Below are 15,726 nucleotides of genomic sequence, written 5' to 3' on the forward strand. Positions count from 1 at the left end.
CACACCCAGCGGACCCTTGGCGCCCGGTTCCGGGTTCACGCGGTGCCGCCGAGAGTCAGTGTTTCCGGGGCCCAGTCCTCGGGGAGGGGAGCCGACGCGGCCGCGGAGCTTTCGACGTTGACGAAGGTGCCGGATTCGATGGATTCCGAGATGGAGACCATGCTGTCCAGGACGTGGTACGCCAGGTTTCCCGTGGCGCGGTGCGGGACGCCGGCGCGGATGGACCGGGCCATGTCCAGAACTCCCATGCCGCGGCCGTTCGCCGGTCCGGTGGCCGGGATGGTGGTCCATTCCTCGTCACCTGCGCGCCACAGCCTAATGTCGCCGTCGAAGTAGTTGGGATCAGGCAGGGACAGGGTGGCCTCGGTGCCGGTGATCTCCACGAAGCCCATCCGCTGGCGCGGGGACTCGAAGGAGAACACGCTGTGCGAGGACGCCCCGCTTTCGAACTGGGCCATCGCGGACACGTGGGCGGGCACTTCCACGGTGAACTCTTCGCCGGCTTTGGGGCCGGAGCCGATGACGCGGACATCTTTGGCCTTGGACCCCACGGCGGCTACCTTGCGGATGGAGCCGAAAGCCTGGACCAGGGTAGTGAGGTAGTAAGGGCCCATGTCGAAGAGGGGACCGGCGCCGCGCTGGAACAGGAACTCTGGGCTGGGGTGCCAGGATTCAGGGCCGGGGGTTTGGAAGGTGGTCAGGGCGGTGAGGGGCGTGCCGATGTCACCGCGCTGGATCAGGCGAAGGGCAGTCTGCAGCCCGGCGCCGAGGAACGTGTCCGGGGCGCAGCCAAGGCGGATTCCGGCGGCGTCAGCGGTCTTGAGCAGGCCCAGGCCGGAGTCCCGGTCCAGGGAAAAGGGCTTCTCGGTCCACACGTGCTTGCCCGCGTTGACTGCAGCAGTGGCAACCTCGACGTGGGCGGCAGGAATGGTGAGGTTGACGATGATTTCGACGTCGGGATGGCCAAGCGCCTTCTCAACGCCGCCCCACTCCGGGATGCCGTACTCCCTAGCGCGGGCTTCCGCCGCTTCCTCGAACAGGTCCGCGATGACGTGGACCTTAAGGTCAGGAAAAGTGGTGAGGTTGTCCAGGTACTGTTTGCTGATGTTGCCGGCGCCGATGACACCTACGCCCACCGGACCACGGCCGGAGGACCTTACAGATTCGTTGGGGCTCACGCTTTGATCCCATCGCCTGATGCCAGAAGGAACGAAAGGCTCTCATTGATGCCCTCGAAAATATCGCCGGCGTAATCGTCAAACTCCACCACGCCCACCTCAAGGGACTTCGCGGCCGCGATGACATCCACCACGGGGACTTTGCCTTGGCCTGCGGGCTGCTGGGCCTTGGTGTCGGTGGTCACGGGCCCGTCCTTGATGTGGATGAACTTCACCCGATCGCCGAGCCTGGTGAGGATGTCCACCGGGTCCTGGCCGCCGACGGCCACCCAATAGGTGTCCACCTCCAGAACCAGTTCCGGGTCCAGCAGGTCCGCGAAGTACTCCAGGGCCGTACGGCCCTCGATGGTGGACTCCAGCTCCCATTGATGGTTGTGATACCCCACCCGTATTCCGTATCCGGCGCCCTTCCGGGCGGCTTCGTTCAGTTTGGCCGCCGTAGCCTGCACGTCGTCTGCGGACTGCCAGCGGTCGGCCGGGATGAACGGTTCGATGACTGTAGTGATTCCCAGTTCCCGGGCGGCTGCAAAGATCTGGTCCTGGTCCTGGCTTAACAGGGGGGCGTGGCCTGAAGGCGCGGTGAGGCCGTTCGACCGCAGTGCCGCCCCAAGTTCTTTTGCAGTGGCCACGAAGTTGTACGGCTCGACCTGGGTGAAGCCAATATCGGCCACTTTTTTGATGGTTCCAGGCAGATCTTCCTCGATCGCCTTCCGCAGCGTATAGAGCTGAAGGGAGTATGACATGTGGTCTCCTGTGTTGGTTAAGGCGGATCCGTGCGAAGGTTTCGTGGCCTGGTTCACAGCTGTTTGGTTTAGTGCAAAGCTAGAACTACTTTTGATTTACGTCAAGCAAAAGTTGACCGGGTGACATGCAGAAGCGGCCGTGCTATCCATGTTCTATGACCAAGACAGCAGGCAGCAACGCCACGACTCCTGAGCCTGCGGTAATCCAGGGCGGTGCAGGAGTGCTGTTCCAACTCCTGCGGGACGGCCAGGCACGCACCCGGGCTGAGCTGGCGCTCACCACCGGTCTGGCCAGGTCCACCGTGGCGTCGCGCATTGATGCCCTCCTCGCCGCAGGCCTGGTAGGCCCCGCTGGTGAGGCCAACTCGAGCGGCGGCAGGCCGCCGTCGCGCTTTGCGTTCAATCCGGCGGTGCGCGTGGTGCTGGCCGTGGATGTCGGAGCCACGCACGCGATGGTCGCCGTCACTGACCTCAAGGGCCAGGTCCTCGCCGAACAGCGGCTGGCGCAGGACGTTGGGGACGGGCCGGAGGCTGTGCTGGGCAGGGTAATTCAGGAGGGGGAGTCGCTCCTCGCCGTGGCCGGACGCGGGCCGGCGGACCTGGCGGGCGTCGGGGTCGGTCTTCCGGGGCCGGTGGAGCACGCCACCGGACGGCCGGTTAAGCCACCCATTATGCCGGGCTGGGACGGGTTCGACGTCGTCTCTTACGTTCAGCGCTTGCTGCCGGTTCCCGTGCTGGTGGACAACGATGTGAACATCATGGCACTGGGGGAGCAGGCCGCCCACTGGCCGGGGGAGGAGAACTTCCTGTTCATCAAGGTGGCCACCGGAATCGGCTCCGGGATTATCAGCAGCGGAACCCTGCAGCGCGGTGCCAACGGTACCGCCGGCGACCTGGGCCACGTGCGGGTTCCGCGCGGCGACGACGTCCTGTGCCGCTGCGGCAACTACGGCTGCCTGGAAGCCTTGGCATCCGGTCCGGCACTGACGGCCGCGCTGGTCAGTCAGGGGGTGCCTGCAGCCAGGGGCAGTGATGTGCTGCGGCTTGTGGCGCAGGGAAACCTGCAGGCCATCCAGGTGCTGCGCCAGGCGGGCCGGGACGTAGGCGACGTCCTGGCCACCGCGGTCAACCTGCTGAATCCATCTGTTGTTGTGCTCGGCGGCAGCCTGGGCCAGGCGGGGGAGCACCTGATGGCAGGCGTGCGTGAAGTCGTGTACCGGCGCTCGCTGCCCCTTGCCACAGCCCACCTCCGGATCGCACTGTCCCGGGCCGGGGACCGGGCGGCCATCCTGGGCGCCAGCCGGATGGTGACCCAGCATGTGTTGTCGCCGGCTGCCATCGAGGCAGCGCTGCAGGCAACCGCGTAGCCGGACCAAAGCTCAGCCCGCGTTTTATCCAGGAGAGCTTCAGGCGGAAATGACGCGCACGGGTGAGCCTGCCAACCAGGCCTTGACGTCTTCCAGCGCCCCGCCGTAGAACTGCCGGTAGCTTTCCCGCGTGACGTAGCCGAGGTGCGGGGACAACACCGTGTTGGGTGCGCTGAGGAGCGGGTGGCCCGCGCGCAGGGGTTCGTGGTCGAAGACATCCAGTGCGGCGCCGGCAATCCATCCGTCGGACAAGGCCCGCACCAGGGCGTCCTGGTCAACCAGAGGTCCACGTGCAGTGTTCACCAGCACGCCGTCCGGTCCCAGCAGCCGCAGCTCCGGTTCGCCCACTGTCCCCTCCGAACGGCGAGACAGGCGCAGGTGGAGCGTGGCGACGTCGGAATTGCGGAAAAGTTCCTCTTTGGACACCTTCCGCACCCCTGCCTCGGCAGCGGCCTCGTCCGTCAGGTTCTGGCTCCACGCCAGGACATCCATGCCGAAGGCCTGCCCGTAGCCGGCAACCCTGCGGCCGATCTTGCCGAGGCCCACCACGCCCAGTGTCTTGCCGGCGAGCTCGAAGCCCACGGTGTTCTGCCAGGCTCCTGCACGGACAGAAGCATCCTCGGCGGAAATGTTGCGTGCCAGAGCAAGGAGCAGCGCCCAGGTAAGTTCCGGAGCGGCGGTGGGAGAACCGGGAGTGCCGCACACCGTCTTTCCCAGCTCACCTGCTGCCTCCACATCGATGGACGCGTTTGCCATCCCGGTAGTGACCAGGAGCTGGAGCGCGGGGAGTTTTTCAAGCACTTCCCGGGGGAAGGCGGTCCGCTCCCGCATGGCAATGATGATGGTTACCCCTGCCAGGGCGGACACCAGCGCGTCCTGTGACGGGAACGGCTCCCGGTATGTGGCCACTGTGACGCCCGCGGTTTCCAGGGAGGACCAATCCGCAAAGCCGTGCGCGACGTCCTGGTAGTCATCAAGGATGGCAAGCCGGTGCTGCATGGTGTGTCCTTCGTCCCGGAAGTGCGGCAGAGATGTTCATCGTAAGGCAGGACGGGCCCGCCGCCACCGGGACCTGCCGTGCCGCCGTGATAGCAATGAGGGTGATGAAAAAAGTCTCAAGTCCCAAGCCCCGCACGTGAGCGGCCGCATTTTTGCCCGGGTTCCCCGTACCTGGATCCTGCTGGCCTGCATCGGGCTGCTGGCGCTGAACCTTCGCGGCCCCTTTGTGGCCGTCGCCCCGGTGGTGGACGTGATGCAGGCCGACCTGGGCTTTACCCCGGTGGTCCTCGGCCTGCTCACCAGTATTCCGGTGCTGTGCTTTGCGCTCGCGGCGCCGCTGGCCTCACTCGTGGCCCGGGGGTACGGCGCAGAGTTTGCTGTGACCCTCACCATCCTGGGTGTGCTGGCGGGTGTGATTATCCGTTCCTCGGGTGGCCCGGTGCTGGTGCTGGCGGGGACGGTAGTGATTGGCCTGGCCATCACCATTGGCAATATCGCCGCGCCCCTCATCATTCGCCGTGACTTTCCGCCGCTGCGGCAGGGAACTGCCATGGGCGTCTACACGGCCGCGCTCAACGCCGGTTCCTTCCTGACCTCGATGGTCACAGCACCGCTGGAAGAACTGGCGGGCTGGCAATTGGCGCTCGCGTCGGTTGGTGTCTTCGCCATTGCTGCCATCGTTTGCTGGGCCCTTGCCGTGGGGCTTCGCGCGGCTTTTGTGCCCTCCGCTGCTGTTGCCCCGGACGGGCCGCGGGCTGCAGCGGTTGCGGGCTCGGGATGGACCACTGCCGGGCTGACGGCGGCGTTCGCCGGACAGGCCTTCTCCTACTACGCGGTCACCGCCTGGCTGCCCAGCTACCTCAATGACGAACTCGGCATGTCCGCTGCCGGGGCCGGAGCGGGATCCTCACTTTTCCAGGTGTTCGCCATTGCAGGCGGCCTCGGCGTGCCGTTCGCCGCCAAATACTTCAGTACGACGACGACGGCCGTCACCGTGGGCCTGCTATGGACAACAGTGCCCGCCGGGCTCCTGCTGGCCCCTGAACTGTGGTGGCTGTGGTCCATTTTTGGTGGTGTTGCCCAGGGCGGCGGGATCACCCTGATCTTCATCGCCATCATCAAGCTGGCCCGGGACCAGGGTGCCGCCGGCCGGATGTCTGCCACCGTCCAAGGGCTGGGGTATTGCTTCGGCGCCGTGGCACCTCCACTGGTGGGTTATGTGCACGACATCTCAGGCTCCTGGACTCCTGCCCTGTTGCTTATCCTGGCGTCGGTGCTGACGTTTTTCCTCGCCGCCACCCTCTCCGTCCGGCGCGTACCCAAGGGGCGGTAAGCGGGGATGCCTTAACGCCGCCGTCGTGCTTTCACCCCACCCCCGGCCCGGGACGCTCTCTCACTTAACGCAAGAAATACAAGGACGCTCTCTCACTTGAAGCAGCTTTTGGGCCGATGCTCTCTCACTTTCTTTTGGAAAGTGAGAGAGCATCGCTGGATTGCGTGCAGTAAGTGAGAGAGCGTCGCTGGATCGCGGACCTGCCCAGGGGGTGTTCCAAGGTGTTCCGCCGCCGGGCCGGCCCTCCGGATTTCGGAGGTGCCTGTTGCGGAAGGGCGTGCCGGCCCGGCGGACGGAAGTCTGGTTACGCTAAGGCCAGTTCTTCGACCGATGCCCGTTCGCGGGCTTCCGTGAGGTAGCGGGCGTAGGCGGGGAGGGTGAGGAAGGACGGGAAGTCCGCGCTCAGGGTGACTTCTTCGAAGATGTCGCGGGCGTCTTCGAAGCGGTCGCCGTCGAAGCGTTCCAGCCGGACGAATTCCTCATCCAGGAGCTCTTCGACTAATTCGTGGGTGATGATTTCGCCGTGGTCGGTGATGGCGCGGGAGTAGATCCACTGCCAGAGCTGGGAGCGGAGATTTCGGCGGTGGCGGCGTCTTCCATCAGGTTGTGGATCGCTACCGCGCCGTTGCCGCGGAGCCAGGATTCGATGTAGCGGATCCCTACTTCGATGTTGTTCCGGAGGCCCTGCTCGGTGATGGTGCCATGCAGGGAGGAAATGTTGATCAGGGCGCGGTCGTCGGGGGTGACGTCCTCGCGGAGCCGGTCCAGCTGGTTGGGCTTGTCGCCGAGGATGGTGTCGAACACTTCGCGGCAGACCGGGACGAGGTCGGGGTGTGCTACCCAGGAGCCGTCGAAGCCGTCGTTGGCTTCGCGGGTTTTGTCGGCGCGGACCTTTTCGAAAGCGTTGGTGTTGGCTGCTTCGTCCTTACGGTTGGGCACGGCAGCGGCCGTGCCGCCGATGGCCATGGCGCCGCGCTTGTGGCAGGCCCGGACGAGTTGTTCGGTGTAGGCACGCATGAAGGGTGCGGTCATGGTCACCTGTGCCCTGTCGGGGAGGACGAAGCGGGGGCCGCGGGTGCGGAAGTTCTTGATGATGGAGAAGATGTAGTCCCAGCGGCCCGCGTTCAGGCCCGCGGCGTGGTCGCGAAGTTCGTAAAGGATTTCTTCCATTTCGAAGGCTGCGGTGATGGTTTCGATCAGCACGGTGGCGCGGACGGTGCCCTGTGAGATGCCGAGCAGGTCCTGGGCGAGGATAAAGATGTCGTTCCAGAGCCTTGCTTCAAGGTGGTTTTCGATTTTGGGCAGGTAGAAGTAGGGGCCTTTGCCCTGGGCCAGCAGGCGGCGGGCGTTGTGGAAGAAGTACAGGCCGAAGTCCACGATTCCGCCCGCGATCGGGGCGCCGTCGATCAGCATGTGCTTTTCCGGCAGGTGCCAGCCGCGGGGGCGCACCACGATGGTGGGAAGATCTGCGGCGGGGCGGAGTTTGTATTCCTTGCCCTCCGGGCTGGTGAAGTCGATCCGGCGTTCCAGGGCGTCGGTGAGGTTCAGCTGGCCCTTGATCACGTTGCGCCAGGTGGGGGTGGACGAGTCCTCCATGTCCGCCAGCCATATCTTGGCGCCGGAGTTCAGGGCATTGATGGTCATCTTCTGGTCCACCGGGCCGGTGATTTCGACGCGGCGGTCCTCCAGGCCGGGAGCCGGGGGAGCGACGCGCCAGGACGGATCGTTGCGGATGTGCTCGGTCTCCCGGAGGAACCGCGGATCAGCGCCGTCGGCGATCGCGGCCCGCCGTGTCCGCCGCGCCTGCAGCAGCTCCTGCCGCCGCCCAGCAGTGGCCCGGTGCAGCTTGGCAATGAATGCCAGTGCGTCGGGGGTTAGCACCTCGTTCTGCCGGCAAATCGGCTGCGCGGTCAAAGTGATGCCATTGATGGTGAAGCTGTCAGTAAAGCTGTTCATTTCAGTCTCCTTAAAAGACGAAAAGGGAAGTTCGACGGCGGTTGACGGCAGGGTGGCGACTAAGGCACGAGGCCGAGGAGCCGGTGTCGCGGCCGCCTGCGTAAAAGGGGCCCCGCGTCCCGGTCCGTCCTCGCTCAGCGAGGTCGAAACCGGGACGGGGGAATAGCAGGCAGAGCGATGCCGGTCCGAACGCCGGAGGCAAGGCCCGCCGTCGAACGCTGAGTTTTAGTGGAACTGGCCCTCTTCGGTCGATCCGACCAGGGCGAGGGTGGATGCGTTCGGGTTGAGCGCGGTGGAGATGGTGTCGAAGTAGCCGGTGCCGACTTCGCGCTGGTGCTTGGTTGCGGTGTAGCCGCGGGATTCGGAGGAGAATTCCTTTTCCTGGAGTTCGACGTAGGCGCTCATGCCTTTCCGGGCGTAGCCGTGGGCGAGGTCGAACATCGAGTAGTTCAGGGCGTGGAACCCGGCCAGGGTAATGAACTGGAAGGTAAAGCCCACGGCGCCGAGTTCGCGCTGGAACTTGGCGATGGTGGCGTCGTCCAGGTGCTTGCGCCAGTTGAACGACGGTGAGCAGTTGTAGGAGAGCATCTGGTCCGGGAACTCGGCCTTGACGGCTTCGGCGAACTTACGGGCGAGCTCGAGGTCCGGGGTGCCGGTTTCCATCCAGATCAGGTCCGAGTAGGGTGCGTAGGCTTTGGCGCGCTCGATGCAGGGTTCGATGCCGTTGCGTACCTTGTAGAAGCCCTCAGCCGTACGTTCGCCGGTGATGAACTCGCGATCGCGTTCGTCCACGTCGGAGGTGATGAGGGTGGCTGCTTCGGCGTCGGTGCGGGCGATGACGACGGTAGGGGTGCCGGCGACGTCAGCGGCCAGGCGGGCGGCGTTCAGGGTACGGACGTGCTGCTGGGTGGGGATCAGGACCTTGCCGCCGAGGTGCCCGCACTTCTTTTCAGAGGCGAGCTGGTCTTCCCAGTGAACACCTGAGGCGCCGGCCTGGATCATGGACTTCATCAGCTCGTAGGCGTTCAGCGGCCCGCCGAAGCCGGCCTCGGCGTCGGCAACGATCGGGACCAGCCAGTCCTCCACGGTTTGGACGCCTTCGGCGAATTCCATCTGGTCGGCGCGGAGCAGGGCGTTGTTGATCCGGCGGACCACCGTGGGAACGGAGTTGGCGGGGTAGAGGGACTGGTCCGGGTAGGTGTGGCCTGAGTTGTTGGCGTCCGCGGCGACCTGCCAGCCGGAGAGGTAGATGGCGCGCAGGCCGGCCTTGACCTGCTGGACTGCCTGGTTGCCGGTCAGGGCGCCCAGTGCGTTGGTGTATCCGCCGGTCTTGTGCTCCTCGGTGAGCTGCTTCCAGAGCTTCTCGGCGCCGCGGCGGGCCAGAGTGTGCTCTTCGGAGACGCGGCCGCGGAGGCGGACGACGTCGGAGGCTGAGTAGTCCCGGGTCACTCCTTCCCAGCGCGGGTTGGCGGCCCACTCGAGCTCCAGGGCGGCGGCCAGCTGTTCGGGCGTCTGCGAGGTGGGCTCAAATGCTGCAGTCATCGTTGATCTCCTTGATTGAGCTCCGGAATTGGTAGGTGGGAGCCTCGTTGAGTTGCCTCCCGCTTTCCGGTGCGGTGTTCTTTCCGTATGAACCACTTTTCAGCACTTCTGACTCCCTTTCCAGAGAAAAAGGCTGGAAAGAAATGCCGTTCTTCGCTTATTCTGCAGAAATGTCGCCTTCAAGTTGGAACAGGGACGTTTCCCAGCCGTCCACCGCCGCCCCGGGAGTGGACGTGATATCGCTGGGCCGCCGGGTACGCCACCTGCGCAAGCAGGCAGGCCTCACGCTCGATGACCTGAGTGCCGCCGTCGGTACTGCCCCCAGCCAGCTGAGTTTGATCGAGAACGGCAAGCGGGAACCGAAACTCGGGCTGCTGCAGCACCTGGCCGCAGCCCTCAACGTCGGCATTGACCAGCTGCTTGGAGCCGAACCGCCCAGCCGCCGCGCGGCCTTGGAAATCGAGCTGGAACGGTACCAGCGCGGACCCCTGTATGAGTCCCTGAACCTGCCCAAAATCCGCATCAGTTCGCGTCTTCCCCTGGACGTCCTCGAGGCCCAGGTAGGGCTGCTCCATGAGCTCGAGCGGAAGATGAATGAGCAGGTGGCAACGCCGGAAGAAGCCCGCCGTGCAAACGGTGAACTGCGGGCCATGATGCGCGAGCGGGGGAACTACTTCCCGGAGTACGAGCTGGAGGCGCAGAAAGTTTTGAAGGAGGTGGGGTACACCGCGGGACCACTGAGCCAACACGTCATAGCGGACATCGCCGCGCACCTCGGTTTCGCCCTTCACCATGTGGGCGACTTGCCGCATTCCACCCGTTCGGTAACGGATTTGAAGAACCGAAGAATTTACCTCACGCAAAGCCAGCGGCAGGACCACGATCCCCGGTCCGTGCTGCTGCAGGCCCTGGGGCACTACGTGTTGGGCCACGAAACGCCCCGAAGCTACGGTGATTTCCTGGCACAGCGGGTGGCCACCAACTATTTCGCTGCTGCGCTGCTCCTGCCAGAGCAGGCAACCGTGGAATTTTTACAAAAGGCCAAGGCGGCCAAGGAGATGGCGGTGGAAGATATCCGGGATGCGTTTGCTGTTTCCTACGAGACCGCGGCCCACCGCTTCACCAATCTCGCGACAAAGCACCTGGGCATCACCACTCATTTCCAGAAAACGCACCAGAGCGGCATCATCTACAAGGCGTACGAGAATGACGGAGTGGACTTCCCCCAGGACCACACCGGTGCCATCGAGGGGCAGCCGTCGTGCAAGGCGTGGACCTCGCGGGCCGTGTTTAATGTGCCGGACAAGTTCAGCGCCTACAGCCAATACACCGATACGCCTGCCGGCACCTACTGGTGCACCGCCCGCACCGAACGCTCGGCCACAGGGGAGTTTTCACTGAGCATCGGGGTGCCGTACCAGCACGTGAAGTGGTTCCGCGGGCGGGAGACGACGGCGCGGGCTACTTCCAACTGCCCGGATCCCGCCTGCTGCAAGCGGCCACCCGAGTCCCTCAGAGCGGAATGGGCCGGTAACGCCTGGCCGTCCGCCCGCGCCCACTCGCACCTCCTGGCCGCAATGCCGCCGGGAGCGTTCCCCGGCGTGGACGAGACCGAGGTATACAGCTTCCTGCAGGCCCACTCCGGCAGCTGACCCGGCGCTCTCTCAGGTCCTGCAGCAAAAGCCTGGATCCTCTCTCACTTTTCATACAAAAGTGAGAGAGGATCTGCCTAATCACTGCATCAAGTGAGAGAGCGTCCCTCACCCGTGCAGCACGCGGTATGCCTCCGCCGCCGCCGGGTGCAGCGGAATGCCGGCCGTGTTGATGAGGGTTTCCGGGCTGAGGAACTGGATGCCAAGGCTGGAGCGGGGGATCAATTCCGCGGCCTGGTTGACCAAAAGCTTGACGGTACGTTTCACCGGCTCCTCACCCAGGTCGCTCCGGCACAGCAGCAGGTTCGTCACGCCTACGGTCCAGACGGCAGGAAGTCCTTCGTAGGCTCCGTCGGGGATCAGCACCCGGTCATAAAAAGCGCCGTGCGTGGCCCGGAGCGCCGGGAGCAGCGCAGAGAGGTCCAGGAAGTTGAACCCGACGTCGTGATGGGCAGCAGCGATGGCCGCGGTGGGAACGCCGCCAGACCAGAACAAAGCGTCCACTCTTCCCTCCCGGAGTGAAGTCAGCCCGTCGTTAAGACCGAGGTTCAAAACCGTGACAGCCTGTCCGGCGGTGCTGGCAGGACCTGCACCGGAATATGCCGAGCTCAGCCCCGCAGCGTCAATCAGGCGTGGAGTGGTCAGGGATGTTCCGGAACCGGGTTCGCCCACGGCAACTGTCCTGCCGGCGAGCTCGAAGATCGTGCGGATTCCGCTGGCCTTGCGGACCGCGCAGTGGACGTAGTTCTCGTAAACCCGTCCAAGCGCTGTGATTCCGGGACCGGGCACGGTTCTGCGCCCTTCCGCCTGGGCTGCGGCATCAGCGAGGGCGACGGCGAATGTCGCCTTCCCGGCCAGGAGCTGTTCGAGATTGTCCAGGCTGCCGCCGGTGGTCAGTGCTGCAGCCTGCCGCGCCACGCCATTGCGCTCCAGGGAGGCAGCAAGGAGGGTAGCGAACTCAAGGTAGAAACCGCCCGGTTCACCCCCTGCGACGGTGACGGATTCCGTCCGGTCTTCCGCAGTGCAGGCGCCCAGCGCGGGCAGCAGCACGCTTGCGAAACCGGCGGCAACACCAGCTTTGAGGGCGGTGCGCCTCGACAATCGGCGCGAACAGGGATCAATCATTGGGCGACCTTACGGCTGCCGGGGCGCCGCCTGCAGGAGCGGCCGGGAACTCCAGGGCAGCGGCCAAGCCGTGGGGCTGTGCCTCGCGAAGCAGCAGGCGCCCCCCGTTGGCGGCCACAAGCTTCTCCACGATCGTCATGCCCAGGCCGTTGCCGCTGATGTCCCGGTGCCGGGGTGAGCGCCAAAACCTGTGGGTGGCAGTAGTGCGCTCTTCGGGCGAAAGCCCTGGCCCGTCGTCGGACACTTCAATGACCACGGTGGCGCCGCGGACGCGTACCGCAACGGAAATGCGGGCAGGGCCCGCGTACTTGATGGCGTTGTTCAGCAGTTCTCCCACCATCTGAGCAAGGTGGTCCGCGTTGCATGAGATGAGTGGGGTCTGCGCGGGTGGACTGTCCAGGAGGATGGAGGACCCGGCGTGCTGGGCGGAGGGTCCGGCCCGTTCAACTTCTTCCTGCACCACTGCGAAGGGGTCAACAGGTCCGTGGCCGCCCTGCGGAAGCCCGCTGAGCGGGATGGCGGCTGCGTCCTCAAAAGCCCGGTGCTCCGCCGCGGCCAGCCGGAGCACTCCGTCGAGGAGATGTTCAACGCGCTCCAGTTCGGTCACAACGGCGGCCGCCGCAGCCTGGGCGCGGGCGGTCGTCAGTTCCAGCTGGAGCAGGTCGATCCGCAGCCGCAGGGCGCCCACCGGGTTGCGCAGTTCGTGTGAGGTGTCAGCAATGAGCTGGCGCTGGGATTCAATGCTGTCGCTGACGCTCTGTGCCATCGCGGTGAACGAGCGGCTCAGTTCCCTCAATTCCGGCGGCCCTTCCGCGGGCAGTTGGCGGCTGCGCCCGGTGGTTCCAAGTTCGGCGACGGCGGCGTTAAGACGGTGGACCGGGCGCAGCACCCACCGGGTCACCCTGGCAGCTCCGAATAGGAGCATACCCGTGAGCGCGGATGCTGCCAGCCCGACGGCGAGCCACCGTTCCCGCAGTTTCTGCCGGGCAGCGTCCCGGTTGACCTCCAAAACGGCTGCTCCGAGCACTTGGCTGGCGCTGCCGAAGGAACGGGAAATGATCTCGGATCCGGTCCCGAACGGTTCAATCGGCGCCAGGGTAGTGTCGCTGAGGTTCAAATTCGCCCGGGCAATGGCGTCCTGTACGTCGGGCCTGTTCTCACTCAGGCCGCCGGAGCGCAGGGTGCCCTGCTGGAGGCGGATCAGGACGCCTTCACCGTAGAGCTCGGAATACCTGTTCATCTCGGCCTGAAGCTGGACGGAATCACCGCCGTCGGTTCCGGCGTCGAACGCAACCTGCGCAAGCCGGTTGAGGGCAGCCGCCCTGTTGATCTGGAGTTCCTGGGTGAGCTCCCTGCTGGCAGAGGCGAGGATAGCGTTGGAACCGATCAGCACCAGGAGGACGGCCAGGATGCTCAGGACCCCGAGGACACGGACCTTCACGCAGGAGCCGCCTCGATGCGGTAGCCAACGCCTCGGACATTGATGATAAAGCCCGGCAGCTGCAGCTTGGACCTAAGGCCGGTCAGGTGCACGTCAAGTGACCGCGAGGAGGCCAGGAAGGCGTCGCCCCACAGAGCGTCCAGGATCTGCTCCCGGGTGACCACTGAGCCCGCATGGCGGGCCAGGAGCGCAAGCAGGTCGAATTCCGTGGCGGTCAGGGGAAGGGGCTGCTGGCCGAGAAGGGCCACCCGGCGCTCGAGGTCCACTTCGAGTTCTCCCAGTACGATCCGCTGCTGCCTGTTGTCCCTGGCGCGGCCCGTTCGCCTGGTGACGGCCTCAATGCGTGCGAGGAGTTCCACCAGCTTTACCGGCTTGACGAGGTAGTCGTCAGCACCCGAGCGCAGTCCCAGCACCACGCTGCGTTCGTCGTCGCGGGCGGTAAGAATCAGGATGGGCACAGGGGTGACCTGGCGGAGCTTGCGGAGTACGTCCAGGCCGTCCATGTCCGGAAGCCCCAGGTCCAGCAGGATAACCTCGAACCGCCTGTGCTCTAGGAGGGCGTCTGCACCCCGGGAAACCCTGCTGGAGGTATGCCCGGCCGAGACCACCGCAGCATCAAGGGCGGACGCCATGGCGTCGTCGTCCTCGACGATAAGCACATCCATTGCCAGTTCCTGTTCCTTTTCAGCTGCTTCCTGATTCCCCTGCCTGCCTTTGGAGGTTACCCCTTCCGCTGGTTTCCAGTCCTGCCCTGCCTTCCCCCGCGTGGAACACCCGCGGGGGAAAACCTAAGGAAGTGTTAGGAAATCCGCTTCCGCTTGGGCTGTGCGTTAGCTCACGAATAGCTTTGGTGGGGTCCTCAGGCCTTACAGGGGACGCACAACGTCGAGGAGGAACCATGAGCAATGCTGCCATGGACAGCAACAAAGCCAGGCCGCAGCGGACAGCGGGGGCCGAGCAGCCAAGGAAGGTACAGCGATGAGCACCCAGCAGACAGCAGCAGCGGGCGAGGCCGCCCAGACGCGCCGGGCAGTGAGCAACATCCTCAAGGGGTCGGCCGGCAACCTCGTCGAGTGGTATGACCTGTACGTCTATACGGTCTTTGCCGCCTATTTCCAGTCCCACTTTTTCAACTCCAAGGATGACCTCCAGGCCGGGCTGGAGGCGATGGCGGTCTTCTCCACGTCGTTCCTGATGCGGCCGATCGGCGCCTGGTTCTTCGGCCGTTACGCCGACCGCAAGGGACGCAAGGCGGCACTGACGCTGAGCGTCACCCTGATGTCCGCCGGTTCCTTCGCCATCGCGATCCTGCCCACCACCCAGCAGGTGGGTGTCTGGGCGCTGGTCCTGCTCATCCTGATCCGCCTGATCCAGGGTTTCTCGGTGGGCGGCGAGTACGGCACCAGCGCCACCTACATGTCCGAGGCCGCAACGTCCAGGCGCCGCGGCTTCTTCTCCAGCTTCCAGTACGTCACCCTGATCGGCGGCCAGATGCTGGCCCTGCTGGTCCTGGTGATCCTGCAGAACGTCATGCCCAAGGAGGACCTCACGGAGTGGGGATGGCGGATTCCCTTCGCACTGGGCGGCGTCGCAGCGCTTGTGGTTCTCTGGCTGCGGCGATCCATGGAGGAAACCGTTTCGGCAGAGCAGGTACAGGCCGCAAAGACGCCGGCCGCAGCAGGAGTTGCCCAGCCCGGCACCATGAAGCTGCTGTTCACGCAGTACTGGAAGCCGCTGCTGATCTGCGTCGGCGTCACGCTCGGCGGCACGGTGGCGTTTTACACCTACACCAACTTCATCCTGAAGTTCATGAACGATACCTCGGGCATCGCCAAGACCGACACCTCCGTGATCAACTTCTGGGCGCTGTTCATCTTTATGCTCCTGCAGCCGGTTTACGGCATGGTGTCGGACAAGGTGGGCCGCAAGCCGCTGCTCCTCTGGTTCGGTATCACCGGGGTGCTGTTCACCTGGCCGCTGCTCTCCACGCTGTCCAACACCAAGGATCCGTTCACCGCGTTCCTGCTGATGCTGGGCGGCCTGCTGATTGTGGGCGGGTACACCTCCATCAACGCTCTTGTGAAGGCTGAACTGTTCCCCGCCTCCATCCGTGCCCTCGGCGTCGGCCTGGGTTACGCGATCGCCAACTCACTGTTCGGCGGGACGGTCCCGCTCATCGGAGCCGCCTTCCAAAAGGCAGAGCGCGTGGACCTGTTCTTCACCTACGTCACTGTGGCCATTGCCATCTCGCTGCTGGTGTACATCTTCGCGCTGAAGAACAAGAAGGCAACCCACCTGGACCACGAGCAGGGCCACGCCTGGGTGCAGGCCCGCAAGGACGGCGACAAGGACAAGGACCTGCTGGGCGTCTGACGTCCTGGGCCAGAAAC

Annotated in this window: 11 protein-coding genes and 1 pseudogene; 4 read left to right on the plus strand and 8 right to left on the minus strand. The window is 65.0% G+C overall.

The window, feature by feature from the left end:
• Window positions 1-35 precede the first annotated feature (35 nt).
• Both AC5RTE_RS07015 and AC5RTE_RS07020 read right to left on the minus strand, forming a co-directional pair.
• Complete coding sequence (locus tag AC5RTE_RS07015) at window positions 36-1,178, minus strand: Gfo/Idh/MocA family protein (protein WP_494040665.1); 1,143 nt, start codon at window positions 1,176-1,178, stop codon at window positions 36-38.
• Entirely contained in the window at window positions 1,175-1,921 is a 747-nt protein-coding gene (locus tag AC5RTE_RS07020; RefSeq protein WP_494040666.1) for a sugar phosphate isomerase/epimerase family protein, read from the minus strand. Before AC5RTE_RS07020 ends, AC5RTE_RS07015 begins: the two co-directional genes overlap by 4 nt.
• A 155-nt stretch (window positions 1,922-2,076) precedes the next feature.
• On the opposite strand from AC5RTE_RS07020, the gene AC5RTE_RS07025 reads away from it, so the two are divergent.
• Window positions 2,077-3,288 carry an ROK family transcriptional regulator gene (locus tag AC5RTE_RS07025; protein ID WP_494040667.1) on the plus strand — a complete coding sequence of 404 codons (1,212 nt, stop codon included), beginning with the start codon at window positions 2,077-2,079 and terminating at the stop codon, window positions 3,286-3,288.
• Between the two features lie 39 nt (window positions 3,289-3,327).
• Here the strand turns inward: AC5RTE_RS07025 and AC5RTE_RS07030 are convergent, their stop codons facing one another.
• Entirely contained in the window at window positions 3,328-4,287 is a 960-nt protein-coding gene (locus tag AC5RTE_RS07030) for a D-2-hydroxyacid dehydrogenase family protein (RefSeq protein WP_494040668.1), read from the minus strand.
• A 136-nt stretch (window positions 4,288-4,423) separates the two neighbouring features.
• On the opposite strand from AC5RTE_RS07030, the gene AC5RTE_RS07035 reads away from it, so the two are divergent.
• Window positions 4,424-5,620: an MFS transporter gene (locus AC5RTE_RS07035; RefSeq protein WP_494040669.1), complete on the plus strand. Its 1,197-nt coding sequence runs from the start codon at window positions 4,424-4,426 to the stop codon at window positions 5,618-5,620.
• Between the two features lie 304 nt (window positions 5,621-5,924).
• Here AC5RTE_RS07035 and aceB read toward each other — a convergent pair.
• Window positions 5,925-7,576 (minus strand): annotated as a pseudogene (aceB, locus tag AC5RTE_RS07040) (malate synthase A).
• Window positions 7,577-7,801: 225 nt separating this feature from the next.
• Window positions 7,802-9,118 (minus strand): isocitrate lyase, encoded by a 1,317-nt coding sequence (aceA, locus tag AC5RTE_RS07045; RefSeq protein ID WP_494040670.1) that lies wholly within the window; start codon window positions 9,116-9,118, stop codon window positions 7,802-7,804.
• 143 nt (window positions 9,119-9,261) lie between these two features.
• On the opposite strand from aceA, the gene AC5RTE_RS07050 reads away from it, so the two are divergent.
• On the plus strand, window positions 9,262-10,770 hold the full coding sequence (locus AC5RTE_RS07050) for a helix-turn-helix domain-containing protein (protein WP_494040671.1): 1,509 nt from the start codon (window positions 9,262-9,264) through the stop codon (window positions 10,768-10,770).
• A 108-nt stretch (window positions 10,771-10,878) separates the two neighbouring features.
• Here AC5RTE_RS07050 and AC5RTE_RS07055 read toward each other — a convergent pair whose 3' ends face one another.
• Genes AC5RTE_RS07055 through AC5RTE_RS07065 form a run of 3 tightly spaced genes read right to left on the minus strand, consistent with a single transcriptional unit; the run spans window position 10,879 to window position 14,001 of the window.
• Entirely contained in the window at window positions 10,879-11,895 is a 1,017-nt protein-coding gene (locus AC5RTE_RS07055) for a TAXI family TRAP transporter solute-binding subunit (RefSeq protein ID WP_494040672.1), read from the minus strand.
• Entirely contained in the window at window positions 11,888-13,336 is a 1,449-nt protein-coding gene (locus AC5RTE_RS07060) for a HAMP domain-containing sensor histidine kinase (RefSeq protein WP_494040673.1), read from the minus strand. The genes AC5RTE_RS07055 and AC5RTE_RS07060 overlap by 8 nt, the downstream gene beginning before the upstream one ends.
• A complete protein-coding gene (locus AC5RTE_RS07065) occupies window positions 13,333-14,001 on the minus strand; it encodes a response regulator transcription factor (RefSeq protein WP_494040674.1) in 669 nt (222 codons plus the stop codon). Before AC5RTE_RS07065 ends, AC5RTE_RS07060 begins: the two co-directional genes overlap by 4 nt.
• A gap of 313 nt (window positions 14,002-14,314) precedes the next feature.
• Here AC5RTE_RS07065 and AC5RTE_RS07070 point away from each other — a divergent pair, with 313 nt between their 5' ends.
• Window positions 14,315-15,709 (plus strand): MFS transporter, encoded by a 1,395-nt coding sequence (locus AC5RTE_RS07070; protein WP_494040675.1) that lies wholly within the window; start codon window positions 14,315-14,317, stop codon window positions 15,707-15,709.
• The last annotated feature ends 17 nt before the right edge of the window (window positions 15,710-15,726 follow it).

It is taken from the genome of Arthrobacter sp. K41 (assembly GCF_059089645.1).